Origin of the sequence: Lelliottia sp. 489 (genome assembly GCF_050435885.1) — a bacterium.
Taxonomy (GTDB): domain Bacteria; phylum Pseudomonadota; class Gammaproteobacteria; order Enterobacterales; family Enterobacteriaceae; genus Enterobacter; species Enterobacter nimipressuralis.
Genome location: NZ_JBNDLC010000007.1, coordinates 148604 through 164367, shown reverse-complemented (window position 1 = coordinate 164367; position 15764 = coordinate 148604). Strand labels below are relative to the sequence as shown.

At 56.0% G+C, this 15764-nt stretch carries 13 protein-coding genes; 10 read left to right on the top strand and 3 right to left on the bottom strand.

What is annotated here, in order from left to right:
* Window positions 1-55 precede the first annotated feature (55 nt).
* Complete coding sequence (gene zapG, locus ABIE11_RS18925) at window positions 56-454, bottom strand: Z-ring associated protein ZapG (RefSeq protein ID WP_100778701.1); 399 nt, start codon at window positions 452-454, stop codon at window positions 56-58.
* Window positions 455-643: 189 nt separating this feature from the next.
* Between zapG and zapE the strand changes: the two genes are divergently transcribed.
* The 10 genes from zapE (at window position 644) to nanQ (ending at window position 9172) form a co-directional block, all read left to right on the top strand.
* Entirely contained in the window at window positions 644-1768 is a 1125-nt protein-coding gene (gene zapE / locus ABIE11_RS18920; RefSeq protein ID WP_429185129.1) for a cell division protein ZapE, read from the top strand.
* A 280-nt stretch (window positions 1769-2048) separates the two neighbouring features.
* Window positions 2049-2477, top strand: a complete 429-nt coding sequence (rplM, locus tag ABIE11_RS18915) for a 50S ribosomal protein L13 (protein WP_004868222.1) — start codon at window positions 2049-2051, stop codon at window positions 2475-2477.
* 15 nt (window positions 2478-2492) lie between these two features.
* The gene (gene rpsI, locus ABIE11_RS18910; RefSeq protein ID WP_064543072.1) at window positions 2493-2885 is read left to right on the top strand and encodes a 30S ribosomal protein S9; all 393 of its coding nucleotides are present in this window, start codon (window positions 2493-2495) and stop codon (window positions 2883-2885) included.
* 309 nt (window positions 2886-3194) lie between these two features.
* Window positions 3195-3833: a stringent starvation protein SspA gene (gene sspA / locus ABIE11_RS18905; protein ID WP_100778703.1), complete on the top strand. Its 639-nt coding sequence runs from the start codon at window positions 3195-3197 to the stop codon at window positions 3831-3833.
* A gap of 5 nt (window positions 3834-3838) precedes the next feature.
* Window positions 3839-4336, top strand: coding sequence for a ClpXP protease specificity-enhancing factor (sspB, locus tag ABIE11_RS18900; protein WP_100778704.1), 498 nt, complete (start codon window positions 3839-3841; stop codon window positions 4334-4336).
* 112 nt (window positions 4337-4448) lie between these two features.
* Window positions 4449-5231: a transcriptional regulator NanR gene (gene nanR / locus ABIE11_RS18895; RefSeq protein ID WP_102105534.1), complete on the top strand. Its 783-nt coding sequence runs from the start codon at window positions 4449-4451 to the stop codon at window positions 5229-5231.
* A 120-nt stretch (window positions 5232-5351) separates the two neighbouring features.
* Window positions 5352-6245 carry an N-acetylneuraminate lyase gene (nanA, locus tag ABIE11_RS18890; RefSeq protein ID WP_429185128.1) on the top strand — a complete coding sequence of 298 codons (894 nt, stop codon included), beginning with the start codon at window positions 5352-5354 and terminating at the stop codon, window positions 6243-6245.
* A gap of 109 nt (window positions 6246-6354) precedes the next feature.
* Window positions 6355-7842 carry an MFS transporter gene (locus tag ABIE11_RS18885; protein ID WP_100778706.1) on the top strand — a complete coding sequence of 496 codons (1488 nt, stop codon included), beginning with the start codon at window positions 6355-6357 and terminating at the stop codon, window positions 7840-7842.
* Entirely contained in the window at window positions 7839-8714 is an 876-nt protein-coding gene (nanK, locus tag ABIE11_RS18880) for an N-acetylmannosamine kinase (RefSeq protein ID WP_429185127.1), read from the top strand. The genes ABIE11_RS18885 and nanK overlap by 4 nt, the downstream gene beginning before the upstream one ends.
* Window positions 8711-9172 carry an N-acetylneuraminate anomerase gene (nanQ, locus tag ABIE11_RS18875; RefSeq protein ID WP_429185126.1) on the top strand — a complete coding sequence of 154 codons (462 nt, stop codon included), beginning with the start codon at window positions 8711-8713 and terminating at the stop codon, window positions 9170-9172. Before nanK ends, nanQ begins: the two co-directional genes overlap by 4 nt.
* 34 nt (window positions 9173-9206) lie before the next feature.
* On the opposite strand, the gene ABIE11_RS18870 is transcribed toward nanQ, so the two are convergent.
* Window positions 9207-10625, bottom strand: a complete 1419-nt coding sequence (locus ABIE11_RS18870; RefSeq protein ID WP_420171718.1) for a glutamate synthase small subunit — start codon at window positions 10623-10625, stop codon at window positions 9207-9209.
* A 9-nt stretch (window positions 10626-10634) separates the two neighbouring features.
* A complete protein-coding gene (gltB, locus tag ABIE11_RS18865) occupies window positions 10635-15095 on the bottom strand; it encodes a glutamate synthase large subunit (RefSeq protein WP_429185125.1) in 4461 nt (1486 codons plus the stop codon).
* Between the last annotated feature and the right edge of the window lie 669 nt (window positions 15096-15764).

Below are 15764 nucleotides of genomic sequence, written 5' to 3'. Positions count from 1 at the left end.
GAAAGAAAGGACGGGCGCGAGGTGTGCGCCCGTGAAATAAATTGTAGATGTGCGATTAATCGCGTTTTACGCCACCGCGCAGCAGGCCGGATGCACCGTCAGAGTAATCACGCGGCATTTGAATCGGTGCCTGATCGTTACCGGCTTCAGACTCCGCCAGACGGTTGCGGAACGGGTTGGTGTCACCGCTCAGTTCCGGCAGCAGGCTGCTGGAGCTTTTGGCCATGTGCTGATACAGCTGACGGTAATCGGTCGCCATATTGTCCAGCAGTTCGGCGCTACGGGCAAAGTGGCTGACCAGCTCTTCACGATACTCTTCCAGCTCAGCTTTGTTCTTTTCCAGTTCATACTGCAGCGACTGTTGCTGACGCAATTTGCGATTACCAAAACGCATGGCCACGGCACCGATGGCGATACCGACGACTAAACCAATTAGCGCATATTCCCAGGTCATGAACTTCTCCCGTTGTCTTGTTGTTCCGTAGGGTAGTGGCTCGGCTCCTGCCTGTGCCTGATTATGCCACTATAACCGCTATTTCTTCAGAAGTGGAATCCTGACGCATCATCGCGTACTGTAGAACGGCCTTTTTTTCGCCAGTCGCGCCCACTGGTGAGGTTTAATTGAAGGAATAACAACAAGATTATGCAAAATCTGTCCCCCACATCGCGTTACAAACAGGCCCTTGATGAGGGCACTCATCAGCCCGACGACGTTCAGCGTGAAGCCGTTAATCGCCTGAATGTGATTTACCAGGAATTGACTCAGCAGATGCCCGCCCCCGCACAGAGCGGCGGACTGAAAGCGGCATTTGGCCGATTGTTGGGAAAAAAAGAGCCACAGACCGCAGCGCCCGTTCGCGGCTTATATATGTGGGGCGGCGTGGGCCGGGGGAAAACCTGGCTGATGGACATGTTTTATCAGAGCCTGCCAGGCACGCGTAAACAGCGTCTGCACTTCCACCGCTTTATGCTGCGCGTCCACGAAGAGCTTAACGCGCTGCAAGGTCATACCGATCCGCTGGATATCATCGCCGAGCGTTTTAAAGCCGAAACCGACGTTTTATGTTTCGATGAGTTTTTCGTCTCGGATATCACAGACGCCATGCTATTGGGCGGCCTGATGAAAGCGCTGTTTGCGCGGGGCATTACGCTGGTGGCGACGTCTAACATTCCGCCGGACGATCTCTATCGCAACGGTTTGCAGCGCGCGCGTTTCCTGCCGGCCATCGAGGCAATCAAAGAACACTGCGACATTATGAATGTCGATGCGGGCGTAGATTATCGTCTGCGCACGCTGACCCAGGCGCATCTGTGGCTCTCACCCTTAGATGAAGAGACGCGCGGTAAGATGGACAATCTCTGGCTGGCTCTGGCGGGCGCCAGGCGCGATACAGCCCCAGAACTGGAAATTAATCATCGTCCTCTGCCAACCCTGGGGGTCGAAAACCAGACGCTGGCGGTTTCGTTTGCCACGCTGTGCATCGATGCCCGCAGCCAGCACGACTACATCGCGCTCTCGCGTCTGTTTCATACGGTAATGCTGTTTGATGTGCCGGTGATGACGCCGCTGATGGAGAGTGAAGCCCGCCGCTTTATCGCGCTGGTAGATGAGTTTTACGAACGCCATGTGAAGCTGGTGGTGAGCGCCGCCGTGCCGCTCTATGAGATCTACCAGGGCGAGCGGCTGAAGTTTGAATTCCAGCGTTGTTTGTCCCGTTTGCAGGAAATGCAGAGCGAAGAGTATTTGAAACGCGCGCACATGCCGTAAATGCCGCACCGTGCCGCAGGCCGGGGAAGGCGTACTCGCCACCCGGCAATTCCCCAGCGAAAACCTTGCGACTAATCACATTTAAGGGTCGATCTTTGACCTCGACTTCTCTATAATCTTGCGACCCCACGTTACGAGAAGGTTTTTTTCCCAAAACTTTCTATGTGCTGGCACAGGCTATTCGAAGGGGTAGGTTTGCCGGACTTTGTCGTGTGAGCCTCAACTGACTAAACGTTTGGGTGTTCACCAACGTGTAACTTATTATTTGGGTAAGCTTTTAATGAAAACTTTTACAGCTAAACCAGAAACCGTAAAACGCGACTGGTATGTTGTTGACGCGACCGGTAAAACTCTGGGTCGTCTTGCTTCCGAATTGGCTCGTCGCCTGCGCGGTAAGCACAAAGCGGAATACACTCCGCACGTTGATACTGGTGATTACATCATCGTTCTGAACGCAGAAAAAGTTGCTGTAACCGGCAACAAGCGCGAAGACAAAATGTATTACCACCACACCGGCCACATCGGTGGTATCAAAGAAGCGACCTTTGAAGAGATGATTGCCCGCCGTCCTGAGCGTGTGATTGAAATCGCGGTTAAAGGCATGCTGCCAAAAGGCCCGCTGGGTCGTGCTATGTACCGTAAACTGAAAGTTTACGCAGGCAACGAGCACAACCACGCGGCACAGCAACCGCAAGTTCTTGACATCTAATCGGGATTATAGGCAATGGCTGAAAATCAATACTACGGCACTGGTCGCCGCAAAAGCTCCGCCGCTCGCGTGTTCATCAAACCGGGCAGTGGTAAAATCGTAATCAACCAACGTTCTCTGGAACAGTACTTCGGTCGTGAAACTGCCCGCATGGTAGTTCGTCAGCCGCTGGAACTGGTTGATATGGTTGAGAAATTCGATCTGTACATCACCGTTAAAGGTGGTGGTACTTCTGGTCAGGCTGGTGCGATCCGTCACGGTATCACCCGCGCTCTGATGGAGTACGACGAGTCCCTGCGTGGCGAACTGCGTAAAGCTGGCTTCGTTACTCGTGATGCTCGTGAAGTTGAACGTAAGAAAGTCGGCCTGCGTAAAGCACGTCGTCGTCCTCAGTTCTCCAAACGTTAATCTATTTTCTGCTTCGGCAGAAAGATTGGCGAAAAACCCGCTTCGGCGGGTTTTTTTTATGGATAATCCGACGTTTATCCACAGTATTTATTTGATTATCAGCTCTTTTTCAGCATTTCCAGAATCCCCTCACCACAAACCCTGCAAAATCTGGTAAACTATCATCCAATTTTCTGCCCAAATGTCAGTGAATACACCACTTTTGTTCGATTTTTGAGCGATTGAGTTTGTTCCTGGGATGGGTAACAAATCATCTGGCTGGCCCACGGGCCGGTAGCAGTAATATTCTGAATATACCTGGAGGTTTTCATGGCTGTCGCTGCCAACAAACGTTCGGTAATGACGCTGTTTTCTGGTCCTACTGACATTTATAGCCATCAGGTTCGTATCGTGCTGGCCGAGAAAGGTGTCAGTTTTGAGATCGAGCATGTGGAAAAGGATAACCCACCTCAGGATCTGATCGATCTCAACCCGAACCAGAGCGTACCAACGCTGGTGGATCGCGAGCTGACCCTGTGGGAATCCCGCATCATTATGGAATATCTGGATGAGCGATTCCCTCATCCGCCGCTGATGCCGGTTTATCCGGTTGCGCGTGGTGAAAGCCGCCTGTACATGCAGCGTATCGAGAAAGACTGGTACACCCTGATGAACGTCATTGTGAACGGTTCATCCTCAGAAGCAGACGCTGCCCGTAAGCAACTGCGTGAAGAACTGCTGGCCATTGCGCCGGTATTCGGTCAAAAGCCGTTCTTCCTGAGCGACGAGTTCAGTCTGGTAGATTGCTACCTGGCTCCGCTGCTGTGGCGTCTGCAGGCTCTGGGCGTAGAGTTCAGCGGTCCTGGCGCGAAAGAGCTGAAAGGCTACATGACTCGCGTATTTGAGCGCGACTCTTTCCTTGCTTCTCTGACAGAACCGGAACGCGAAATGCGTCTTGGTCGAGGTTAACGATTGTGGAAATGTCACAGCTATCTCCACGCCGTCCGTATCTGCTGCGTGCCTTCTATGAATGGCTGCTGGACAACCAGCTTACGCCGCACCTGGTAGTGGATGTGACGTTGCCGGGCGTGAGCGTTCCGATGGAATACGCGCGTGATGGTCAGATCGTTTTGAACATCGCGCCACGCGCGGTGGGTAATCTTGAGCTGGCAAACGACGAAGTGCGCTTCAACGCGCGTTTCGGCGGCGTACCACGTCAGGTCTCTGTTCCGCTCGCTGCCGTGCTGGCAGTCTATGCGCGTGAAAACGGTGCAGGTACGATGTTTGAGCCGGAAGCGGCGTATGACGAAGATGTCGCCAGCCTCAACGATGAAGACGGTTCTACCGCCAGCGAAAGCGAAACGGTGATGTCCATTATCGACGGCGACAAGCCCGATCACGACAATGACAACGACCCTGATGACGATCCGCCGCCGCGCGGTGGCCGTCCAGCGTTACGCGTTGTGAAATAATTGAACAGGCCCGATGGGCCTGTTTTGCTATTCAGGGCTTTTCGCCCAGCCAAAAATCCTGTGTTATGATGAGTCGTTGTCACTGATTGTCACTCTTCTGACCCGAGTCTTTATGAAACCATTTGATCTTCAGGCGGAAAATTCAACCGAAACCCTTGGTCGCAGTTTGCGTCGTCGCCCGCTGGCGCGTAAAAAACTTTCCGATATGGTGGAAGAAGAGCTGGAGCAGATGATCCGTCGTCAGGAGTTTGCCCAGGGCGAACAACTTCCTTCCGAGCGTGAGCTGATGGAGTTCTTCAACGTGGGCCGCCCATCGGTACGTGAAGCACTGGCCGCCCTGAAGCGAAAAGGCCTGGTGCAAATCAACAACGGCGAACGCGCCCGCGTCTCGATGCCTTCGGCCGATACCATCATTAGCGAACTCTCCGGCATGGCGAAGGATTTCCTCACCCAGCCGGGTGGCATTACCCACTTTGAACAGCTGCGTCTGTTTTTCGAATCCAGCCTGGTGCGTTACGCGGCAGAATACGCCACGGACGAACAGGTTGAGCGCCTGTCGAAAGCGCTGGAAATTAACAGCCAGTCCCTCAGCGATAACGCGCTTTTCATCCGCTCGGATGTCGATTTCCACCGCGTGCTGGCGGAGATCCCCGGCAACCCAATCTTTATGGCGATACACGTCGCGCTGCTCGACTGGCTGATAGCGGCTCGTCCGAAAGTCTCCGACGCTGAGCTATACCAGCACAACGATGTCAGCTATCAGCAGCATATTGCTATTGTTGACGCCATCCGCCGCCGCGATCCTGATGAAGCCGATCGCGCGCTGCAAACCCATCTCAACAGCGTTTCCGCCACCTGGCACGCCTTCGGCCAGGGATCCAAAAAGAAAAAATAACGATCCTTTAGTGAAGCAGATCGCAATATAAGCGTTCTGTATGGGGTGCTGCTTATTTGATCTGGTATAACAGGTATAAAGGTATATCAAAAAGCAGATCAATAACCACTTGAGGTATCTATGGCAAAGCAATTACGTGGCGTGATGGCCGCACTCCTGACTCCGTTTAATTCACAGCAGGCGCTGGACAAAGAGAGCCTGCGCCGCCTGGTGCAGTTCAACATTCAACAAGGAATCGACGGTCTGTATGTCGGCGGCTCAACGGGCGAAGCCTTCGTGCAAAGCCTCGCCGAGCGCGAGCAGGTAATGGAGATCGTGGCGGAAGAGGCGAAGGGCAAAGTGACGCTGATCGCCCATGTCGGCTGCGTCAGCACCGCAGAAAGCCAGCAGCTCGCGACGGCGGCAAGCCGGATCGGCTTCGATGCTGTGTCGGCGGTCACACCCTTCTACTATCCCTTCAGCTTCGAAGAACATTGTGACCACTACCGTGCAATCATTGATTCATCGGATGGTTTGCCGATGGTGGTGTACAACATCCCGGCGCTGAGCGGCGTGAAGTTATCCCTCGATCAAATCAATACGCTGGTGACGCTGCCGGGTGTAGGTGCCCTGAAACAGACCTCCGGCGATCTCTTCCAGATGGAGCAGATCCGCCGGGCGCATCCGGATCTGGTGCTTTATAACGGTTACGACGAGATCTTCGCCTCCGGTTTGCTGGCAGGCGCGGACGGCGGAATCGGCAGTACTTACAACATCATGGGCGCGCGCTATCAGGCGATCGGCAAAGCGATCCGCGAAGGGGACAACGCAACCGCGCAGCATCTGCAAAGCGAGTGCAACAAGGTTATCGATTTGCTGATTAAAGTCGGCGTGTTCCGTGGCCTGAAAACCGTCCTGCACTACATGGAAGTGGTCTCCGTTCCGCTATGCCGTAAGCCTTTTGCTCCGGTGGCAGAGCAGTATCTGCCGGAGCTGAAAGCCCTCGCAGAAAAGCTGCTGGCTGAGAAACGCTAATGCATTGCCGGATAAGCGAAGCGCATCCGGCAAAGACAAAACACGATATGTAAGCCGGATGGTGAACCCGCCATCCGGCAATACGACAAAAAATCGTCGGGAGAGTGTTATGAGTATTTCTACCCAAAGCATCCCGTGGTACCGCCATTTGACCCGCCCACAGTGGCGCGCATTCTCCGCCGCCTGGCTGGGATATTTGCTTGATGGCTTTGATTTTGTATTGATGGCGTTGGTATTAACAGAAGTCAAAAGTGAATTTGGTTTAACGACGGTCGAAGCAGCCAGCCTGATTTCGGCCGCCTTTATCTCGCGCTGGTTTGGCGGCTTGCTGCTGGGCGCAATGGGCGATCGCTACGGTCGCAAACTGGCCATGATCACCAGTATCGTCCTCTTCTCCTGCGGCACGCTGGCGTGCGGATTTGCGCCAGGCTACGTCACCATGTTTATTGCCCGTATGGTGATCGGCATGGGTATGGCGGGCGAATACGGCTCCAGTGCAACCTATGTGATTGAAAGCTGGCCGAAGCATCTGCGTAATAAAGCCAGCGGCTTTTTAATCTCAGGTTTTTCTGTCGGTGCCGTGGTTGCGGCGCAGGTTTACAGCGTGGTTGTTCCCGCATGGGGCTGGCGAGCGCTGTTCCTTATCGGTATTTTGCCAATCATTTTTGCCCTATGGCTACGTAAAAATATCCCGGAAGCGGAAGACTGGAAAGCGAAGCACGAAGGCAAAGCGCCGGTACGCACGATGGTCGACATTCTCTATCGCGGCAAGCACCGCCTGATCAATATCGTCATGACGCTGTTTGCTGGCATCGCGCTGTGGTTCTGCTTTGCCGGTGAGCTAAACAACGCCGGGCTGGTGGTGATTCTTGGGCTGTTATGCGCCTGCGTCTTTATCAGCTTTATGGTGCAAAGCAGCGGTAAGCGCTGGCCGACGGGTGTCACCCTGATGGTCGTGGTGCTCTTTGCATTCCTCTACTCGTGGCCTATTCAGGCGCTGCTGCCCACTTATCTGAAAACGGATCTGGCGTACGATCCGATGACGGTCGCCCATGTGCTGTTCTTTAGCGGCTTTGGTGCGGCGGTGGGCTGCTGCGTCGGCGGCTTCCTCGGCGACTGGCTGGGCACCCGCAGAGCATACGTTTGCAGCCTGCTGGCCTCGCAGCTGCTGATTATTCCGGTGTTCGCCATCGGCGGGTCAAATATTTGGGTGCTGGGCCTGCTGCTCTTCTTCCAGCAGATGCTGGGGCAGGGGATTTCCGGGATTTTACCGAAGCTGATTGGTGGCTATTTCGATACGGATCAGCGTGCCGCCGGGCTGGGCTTTACCTACAACGTCGGCGCCCTGGGCGGCGCGATCGCCCCGATTATCGGCGCTCTGCTGGCACAGCGGCTTGAGCTGGGTACCGCGCTGGGAACCCTGTCATTCGGCCTGACGTTTGTGGTGATCCTGTTGATTGGTCTTGATATGCCATCCCGCGTACAGCGCTGGATCCGTCCGGAGGCCCTGCGTACTCACGATGCTATCGACGGTAAACCTTTCAGCGGCGCCGTTCCATTTGGCAGTATTAAAAACGAGCGTGAGGCGGTGAAATGACGACGCTGGCGATCGATATTGGCGGCACCAAACTGGCCGCTGCGCTGATCGACGATGACTTTCAGATCCGTGAGCGGCGCGAACAGCCGACACCTGCCAGCAAAACGCCGGACGCCCTGCGCGCAGCGCTAAAATCGCTGGTGGAACCGGTAATGTCAGCGGCGCAGCGGGTGGCAATCGCCTCGACGGGGATAATCCGCGAAGGCACGTTGCTGTCGATTAATCCTCACAATCTTGGCGGCCTGCTGCATTTCCCGCTGGTACAGACGCTGGAGTCGATAACCGGACTGCCCGCAATGGCGGTGAACGATGCGCAAGCTGCGGCGTGGGCGGAGTACCATGCGCCTGGCATCAATGCGCCGGATATGGTTTTCATCACCGTCTCTACGGGGGTCGGCGGGGGCGTGGTACTTAATGGCAAGTTGCAGACGGGGGCGGGCGGGCTTGCCGGGCATCTGGGGCATACGCTGGCCGATCCGCAAGGGCCCATTTGCGGCTGCGGTCGTAGGGGGTGTGTGGAAGCGATTGCCTCTGGTCGGGCGATTGCTGCCCGGGCGCAGGGCGAGCTGGCGGGTCTCGATGCGAAAGCGATCTTCGACCATGCGCAGCGCGGTCATCAGCCCGCCCGCGCGCTGGTCGCTCATTCGGCCCAAACGCTGGCGCGACTCATCGCCGATGTCAAAGCAGTAACGGATTGTCAGACCGTCGTTGTCGGCGGCAGCGTCGGGCTGGCTGAGGGATATTTATCGAAGGTGGCTGAGTTTCTTGCGCAGGAGCCTGCGGTCTATCACGTCGAACTTCGCCCGGCGTATTACCGCCACGATGCCGGTTTACTGGGCGCGGCAAGACTGGCTACAGGAGCAACATTATGATGATGGGCAAAGCGAGCGCGCTGTCGGGATTACATCCCGTGCTGGCGGAGGCGCTGACGCAGGCCATCGCGGCCTGGCCGCAGGACAAAGCGCCGGGGCGTTATGAACTGCAGGGCGACGATATCTTTATGAACGTGATGACGTTCGCCACGCAGGAACCAGAGCAGAAAAAAGCGGAGCTGCACGAGCAGTACATCGATATCCAGCTGTTGCTGGCGGGCAATGAGCGCATCCTGTACGGCGTAGCTGGCTCTGCGCGACAGTGCGAGGAAAGGCATATTAAGGAGGATTATCAGCTGTGTAGCGCCATTGAAGGTGTGCAGCAGCTTGATCTGAAACCCGGCATGTACGCCATCTTTATGCCCGGCGAACCGCATAAACCAGGATGTAGAGTGAAGGAAATTGAAGAGATTAAGAAAGTGGTGGTGAAAGTGCGCGCCAGTTTGGTCGGCGCATAAAAAAAACCGGATGGCATCGCCATCCGGTTCGCTTTTACACTTCCAGGTAGTTCATGATCCCATCTGCCGCTTTCCGGCCTTCGGCAATCGCTGTTACCACCAGATCGGAACCGCGAACGATATCGCCGCCGGCGAAGATTTTCGGGTTGCTGGTCTGGAAAGCGTTTTCGCTACCTTCTGGCGCAATCACGCGGCCCTGGGAATCCAGCTCAACGCTGTGTTTCGCCAGCCACTCCATGCTGTGAGGGCGGAAACCAAATGCCATCACGACCGCATCTGCCGGAACAACATGCTCGGAACCTGCCACGATTTCTGCGCGACGACGGCCTTTGGCATCCGGTGCACCCATTTCGGTACGCGCCATCTTCACGCCGCTGACTTTGCCGTTTGCATTCACTTCGATGCCCAATGGCTGAACGTTGAACTGGAACTCAACGCCCTCTTCACGCGCGTTTTTCACTTCGCGTTTGGAGCCAGGCATGTTCTCTTCGTCACGACGGTAGGCACAGATAACGTGCGTCGCGTTCTGACGGATTGAGGTACGCACGCAGTCCATCGCGGTATCACCGCCGCCCAGCACCACCACGCGTTTGCCTTCCATCGTGACGTACGGCTCAGCAGGGGTTTCACCGAAGCCCATCATCTGCTTGGTGTTGGCAATCAGGAACGGCAGGGCGTCAAACACGCCCGGAGCGTCTTCATTTTCCAGCCCACCGCGCATCGACTGATAGGTGCCGACGCCGAGGAACACGGCATCGTAATCCTTCAGCAGATCGTCGATCTGGATATCACGGCCGACTTCGACGTTCAGTTTGAACTCAATACCCATGTCGGTGAAGATTTCGCGACGGCGGGTCATGACCTCTTTTTCCAGCTTAAAGGCCGGAATACCGAAGGTCAGCAGGCCGCCGATCTCCGGATGACGATCGAACACTACGGCTTTGACGCCGTTGCGGGTCAGCACGTCGGCACATGCCAGACCTGCCGGACCTGCGCCGATGATCGCCACGCGTTTGTCCGTTTGACGCACGCCGGTCATGTCCGGACGCCAGCCCATCTCAAACGCTTTATCGTTGATATAGCGCTCGATGTTACCGATGGTCACCGCGCCAAACTCGTCGTTCAGCGTACAAGAACCTTCGCACAGACGATCCTGCGGACACACGCGGCCACATACTTCCGGCAGGGTGTTGGTCTGGTGCGACAGCTCGGCGGCCTCGAAAATACGCCCTTCGTTGGCCAGCTTCAGCCAGTTCGGAATGTAGTTGTGGACCGGGCATTTCCATTCGCAGTACGGGTTGCCGCAGGACAGGCAGCGATCTGCCTGCGCCTTGGCCTGGCCTTCTGAAAACGGCTCGTAAATTTCAACAAATTCAATTTTACGGATCTTCAGCGGTTTCTTTGGCGGATCAACGCGCTGCAGGTCGATAAACTGGTATACGTTCTGGCTCATTGCTACCCCTTACTGCGCCTGCACACGCAGCTCTGCTGCGCTACGACTACGGTGACCCAACAGTGCTTTAACATCGCTGGACTTCGGTTTAACCAACGCGAATTTCGCCGAGAATGCTGGCCAGTTCGCCAGGATCTCTTCGCCGCGCGAAGAACCGGTATGCTGCACATGCTCGGTAATCAGACCGCGCAGATGTTCCTCGTGGATCGCCAGTGTTTCAACGTCCAGCACTTCTACCAGTTCCGGGTTAACGCGTTTACGGAACTCACCGTCTTCGTCCAGGACATAGGCGAAACCGCCCGTCATGCCTGCGCCGAAGTTCACGCCGGTTTTGCCCATTACGCAGACAATCCCGCCGGTCATGTATTCACAGCCGTTATCGCCGATACCTTCAACCACCGTGATGGCACCGGAGTTACGTACTGCAAAGCGCTCGCCCGCACGGCCTGCGGCAAACAGACGTCCGCCCGTCGCGCCGTACAGACAGGTGTTACCGATGATGCTCGCTTCGTGGCTGCGGAACGCAGAACCAACCGGAGGACGCACCGCCAGCAGACCGCCCGCCATGCCTTTGCCGACGTAGTCATTGGCATCGCCGGTCAGGTACAGCTCAACGCCGCCGGCGTTCCAGACGCCGAAGCTCTGACCCGCCGTACCGCTGAAGTGCGCGGTAATGGGATCGGCTGCTAGCCCCTGATCGCCATGGGTTTGCGCGATATAGCCAGAGAGGGTAGCGCCTACGGAGCGGTCGGTGTTGCGGATATCAAACCAGAACGTTTTGCTCTGTTTGTCATCAACATACGATTTCGCCTGCTGCAGCAGCTGCGCGTTCAGCACGCCATTGTCGAACGGCGGGTTGTTCTCGGTGCAGTAAACGGCTTTGCCTGCGTGCGGCTCGGCGGTTTCCAGCAGACGGGACAGCTCCAGTTTCTGCTGCTTGGCGGTAAACCCTTCCAGCTCTTTCAGCAGGTCGGTACGGCCAATAAGATCGACCAGACGCTTCACACCCAGCTGTGCCATCAGCTCGCGAGTTTCGCGGGCGATGAATTCAAAGTAGTTAGTCACTTTGAACGGCAGACCGTGGTAATGGTTCTTACGCAGTTTTTCGTCCTGAGTTGCCACACCCGTTGCGCAGTTGTTCAGGTGGCAAATACGCAGGTATTTACAGCCCAGCGCCACCATTGGCCCGGTGCCAAAGCCGAAGCTTTCTGCGCCGAGAATCGCGGCTTTGATGATGTCGAGACCGGTTTTCAGGCCGCCATCCACCTGCAGACGGATCTTGTGACGCAGGCCGTTAGCCACCAGCGCCTGTTGTGTTTCCACAAGGCCCAGCTCCCACGGACAGCCCGCGTATTTCACGGAGGAGAGTGGGCTTGCGCCTGTCCCGCCGTCATAACCTGCGATAGTGATCAAATCCGCGTAGGCTTTTGCCACACCGGTGGCGATCGTGCCCACGCCCGGTTCGGAAACCAGCTTCACGGAGATCATCGCTTTCGGGTTGACCTGTTTCAGGTCGAAAATCAGCTGTGCCAAATCCTCGATAGAGTAAATATCGTGGTGCGGCGGAGGGGAGATCAACGTTACGCCCGGCACGGAGTAGCGCAGTTTGGCGATGTACGGCGTGACTTTATCACCCGGTAACTGACCGCCTTCGCCCGGCTTCGCACCCTGCGCGACTTTAATCTGAATCACGTCGGCGTTGACCAGGTACGCAGGCGTCACGCCAAAGCGACCAGAAGCCACCTGCTTAATGCGCGACACTTTGTTGGTGCCGTAGCGCGCAGGATCTTCACCGCCTTCGCCGGAGTTCGAGTTACCGCCGATGCTGTTCATCGCTTCGGCCAGCGCTTCGTGGGCTTCCGGGCTGAGTGCGCCAATGGACATCGCCGCAGTATCAAAGCGTTTATACAGTTCGCTGGCCGGTTCAACGTTATCAATGCTGACGGTTTCGCCGTTTGGATTCACCGCCAGCAGATCGCGCAGCGTAGCCGCCGGGCGCTCATTTACCAGACTGGAATACTGCTGGTAATCGCTGTATTCGCCGCTCTGAACCGCCTGTTGCAGGGTGCGCACCACGTCCGGATTGTAGGCGTGGTATTCGCCGCCGTGGACGTATTTCAGCAGACCGCCTTGATCCAGCGGTTTACGCGCCAGCCATGCGCGTTTTGACAGGTTCAGCAGGTCCTGCTGGAAGTCAGAGAATCCGGCACCGCCGATACGGCTGATCACGCCCTGGAAGCAGAGATCTGCGACATCATCGTGCAGACCAACCGCTTCGAACAGTTTCGAGCAGCGGTAAGAGGCGATGGTCGAGATGCCCATTTTGGACATGATCTTGTACAGACCTTTGTTGATGCCGTTACGGTAGTTCAGCATCACGGTACGGTAATCTTTCTCGATGGCATGGCCGTCGACCAGTTTCGCCAGCGTTTCGTAAGCCAGGTACGGATAGATAGCCGTCGCACCGAAGCCCAGCAGCACGGCGAAGTGGTGCGGGTCGCGGGCGCTTGCCGTTTCAACAATGATGTTGGCGTCGCAGCGCAGGCTCTTATCCACCAGGCGGGTCTGAATGGCGCCCACCGCCATCGGAGCCGGAACCGGCAGGCGGTTTTTGGCGATGTTGCGGTCAGACAGCACCAGCAGAACGGTGCCGTTACGGACCATCTGCTCGGCCTTATCACACAGGGCTTTCACCGTCTCTTCGAGGCTCGCTTCGGTCACGTCGAAGGTAATATCGAGCGTGTCGGCGCGGTAGTGCTCCTCTGTCATGGTGGTGAGCTGTTTGAAATCGGAGTACAGCAGAATCGGCGACTTAAAGCTCAGGCGGTGTGCCTGGCCTTCGGCTTCGCAGAAGACGTTCATCTCGCGACCGATGCTGGTGGCCAGCGACATCACGTGCGCTTCGCGCAGCGGATCGATTGGCGGGTTGGTCACCTGCGCAAACTGCTGACGGAAATAATCGTAAATGATGCGTGGCTGGCTGGAGAGCACGGCAAACGGGGTATCATCACCCATTGAGCCGACCGCTTCCTGGCCATTTTCGCCGAGGACGCGGATAACAGAATCCAGCTCTTCGGCGCTGTAGTTAAACTGTTTCTGGTAGCTGGCGAGGGTGTCGTCGTCCAGCTCGCGGCTGCCGACTTCTTCGTTCGACAGATCTTCAAACGGCACCAGACGGCGGACGTTTGTCTCCATCCACTCTTTGTACGGATGGCGGCTTTTCAGATCGTCATCGGTTTCCGCCGAGTGCAGAATGCGCCCGCTGCGGGTGTCGATGACCATCAGTTCGCCTGGGCCGACGCGGCCTTTTTCGACCACTTCGTCAGGCTGGTAATCCCAGATCCCCACTTCGGACGCGCAGGTGATCAGCTTGTCTTTGGTGATGACGTAGCGCGCCGGGCGCAGACCGTTACGGTCGAGGTTACAGGCGGCGTAGCGCCCATCGGACATAACGATGCCTGCCGGGCCGTCCCACGGCTCCATGTGCATGGAGTTAAAGTCGAAGAACGCGCGCAGGTCCGGGTCCATATCCGGGTTGTTCTGCCAGGCTGGCGGAACAAGCAGACGCATTGCACGTACGATATCCATCCCGCCTGCCAGCAGCAGTTCGAGCATGTTATCCATCGAGCTGGAGTCAGAGCCGGTTTCGTTGACGAACGGGGCGGCGTCATGCAGATCCGGGATCAGCGGAGTCTGGAATTTATAGGTACGCGCGCGCGCCCACTGGCGGTTACCGGTGATGGTGTTGATCTCACCGTTGTGCGCCAGGTAGCGGAAAGGCTGAGCCAGCGGCCAGCGTGGAACGGTGTTGGTGGAGAAGCGCTGGTGGAAGAGGCAAATGGCCGATTCCAGACGCAGGTCCGCGAGGTCCAGGTAGAAGCGCGGCAGGTCAGCCGGCATACACAGACCTTTATAGATGTTCACCAGGTTCGAGAGGCTACAGACGTAGAACTCTTTATCGTCCTGCAAACGTTTTTCGATGCGGCGACGGGCAATAAACAGGCGGCGTTCCATATCGCGCGGACGCCAGCCCGCAGGCGCATTCACAAAAATCTGTTCGATACGTGGCAGCGAGGAGAGGGCGATTTCACCGAGCACCCCTTCGTTGGTTGGCACATTGCGCCAGCCGACAATCGACAGGGTTTCGCGTTGAAGTTCTTCTTCGACGATGCGGCGTGAGGCGGCAGCTTTTTCAGGATCCTGATTCAGGAACAGCATGCCGACAGCGTAGTTTTTGGCTAAACGCCAGCCGCGCTCTTGCGCAACGATCCGGAAGAAACGATCCGGTTTTTGTAGCAGCAAGCCACAACCATCGCCGGTTTTACCATCAGCGAGGATTGCACCACGGTGCTGCATACGGGCCAGTGCGTGTATAGCGGTACGCACTACCTTGTGGCTAGGTTCGCCTTCTATGTGGGCGATCAGGCCGAAACCACAGTTATCCTTCTCAAGGGATTTATCGTACAACATATCAGTGAACCTCCCCAGGCTCTTCGGGACTCCCCACTGAACCGTGGCGCACAGGCACAGAAAGAGCGCGGCGACGGGGTTTGCGTTTCATACGCGCACCTCGCATTCGCCCTCTTCATTTCCTTTTCGCACAGGTCAAACAAGTTTGAGGACTTGCTTCAGAGGGAATCTCAATTACTGCATAAATATGATAAGCAGGCTGCTTATCCAGAAAGCTTCCAGCGGATTTCCAACTTATCGGGAATTGATACACAGGTCAAATGGCAATCTTATTTATACAAAAATGTGCTAAAGGTGGGTTATTGCATTGAATATAAAAGAGATTTAATCGGTTTTGCAGCCACAAAAGAGAGAGGGAAGGCGCGAGGGAGTGTGATCTGACTCACTATATGAAAGCGGTATTATCCCTTTGCCGTGCTGAATGGCGGGTTTTTTGCAGGATAATAATCTGGTACGGGCGATCAAGTTGCATAATCGCACTGTTTTACTACCAGGGGGCGATAAGTGAAAAAATCCCCGCGAACATAAGGAAAAGTAATTGCCAGGGTGATGAATGAAATTGCAGTAATAGTGAGTTTTTATTCAAATGAATAATAGCCGTCCTGGGCGATTGATCCAGGTCATCGCCGACAGAGGCTAAAAATGGCAGGCTTGTCCCCTTTCTCCGGG

Coding starts and splice junctions, on each gene's coding strand:
- zapG (WP_100778701.1), bottom strand. CDS start 454: ATGACCTGGGAATATGCGCTAATTGGTTTAGTCGTCGGTATCGCCATC.
- zapE (WP_429185129.1), top strand. CDS start 644: ATGCAAAATCTGTCCCCCACATCGCGTTACAAACAGGCCCTTGATGAG.
- rplM (WP_004868222.1), top strand. CDS start 2,049: ATGAAAACTTTTACAGCTAAACCAGAAACCGTAAAACGCGACTGGTAT.
- rpsI (WP_064543072.1), top strand. CDS start 2,493: ATGGCTGAAAATCAATACTACGGCACTGGTCGCCGCAAAAGCTCCGCC.
- sspA (WP_100778703.1), top strand. CDS start 3,195: ATGGCTGTCGCTGCCAACAAACGTTCGGTAATGACGCTGTTTTCTGGT.
- nanR (WP_102105534.1), top strand. CDS start 4,449: ATGAAACCATTTGATCTTCAGGCGGAAAATTCAACCGAAACCCTTGGT.
- nanA (WP_429185128.1), top strand. CDS start 5,352: ATGGCAAAGCAATTACGTGGCGTGATGGCCGCACTCCTGACTCCGTTT.
- ABIE11_RS18885 (WP_100778706.1), top strand. CDS start 6,355: ATGAGTATTTCTACCCAAAGCATCCCGTGGTACCGCCATTTGACCCGC.
- nanK (WP_429185127.1), top strand. CDS start 7,839: ATGACGACGCTGGCGATCGATATTGGCGGCACCAAACTGGCCGCTGCG.
- nanQ (WP_429185126.1), top strand. CDS start 8,711: ATGATGATGGGCAAAGCGAGCGCGCTGTCGGGATTACATCCCGTGCTG.
- ABIE11_RS18870 (WP_420171718.1), bottom strand. CDS start 10,625: ATGAGCCAGAACGTATACCAGTTTATCGACCTGCAGCGCGTTGATCCG.
- gltB (WP_429185125.1), bottom strand. CDS start 15,095: ATGTTGTACGATAAATCCCTTGAGAAGGATAACTGTGGTTTCGGCCTG.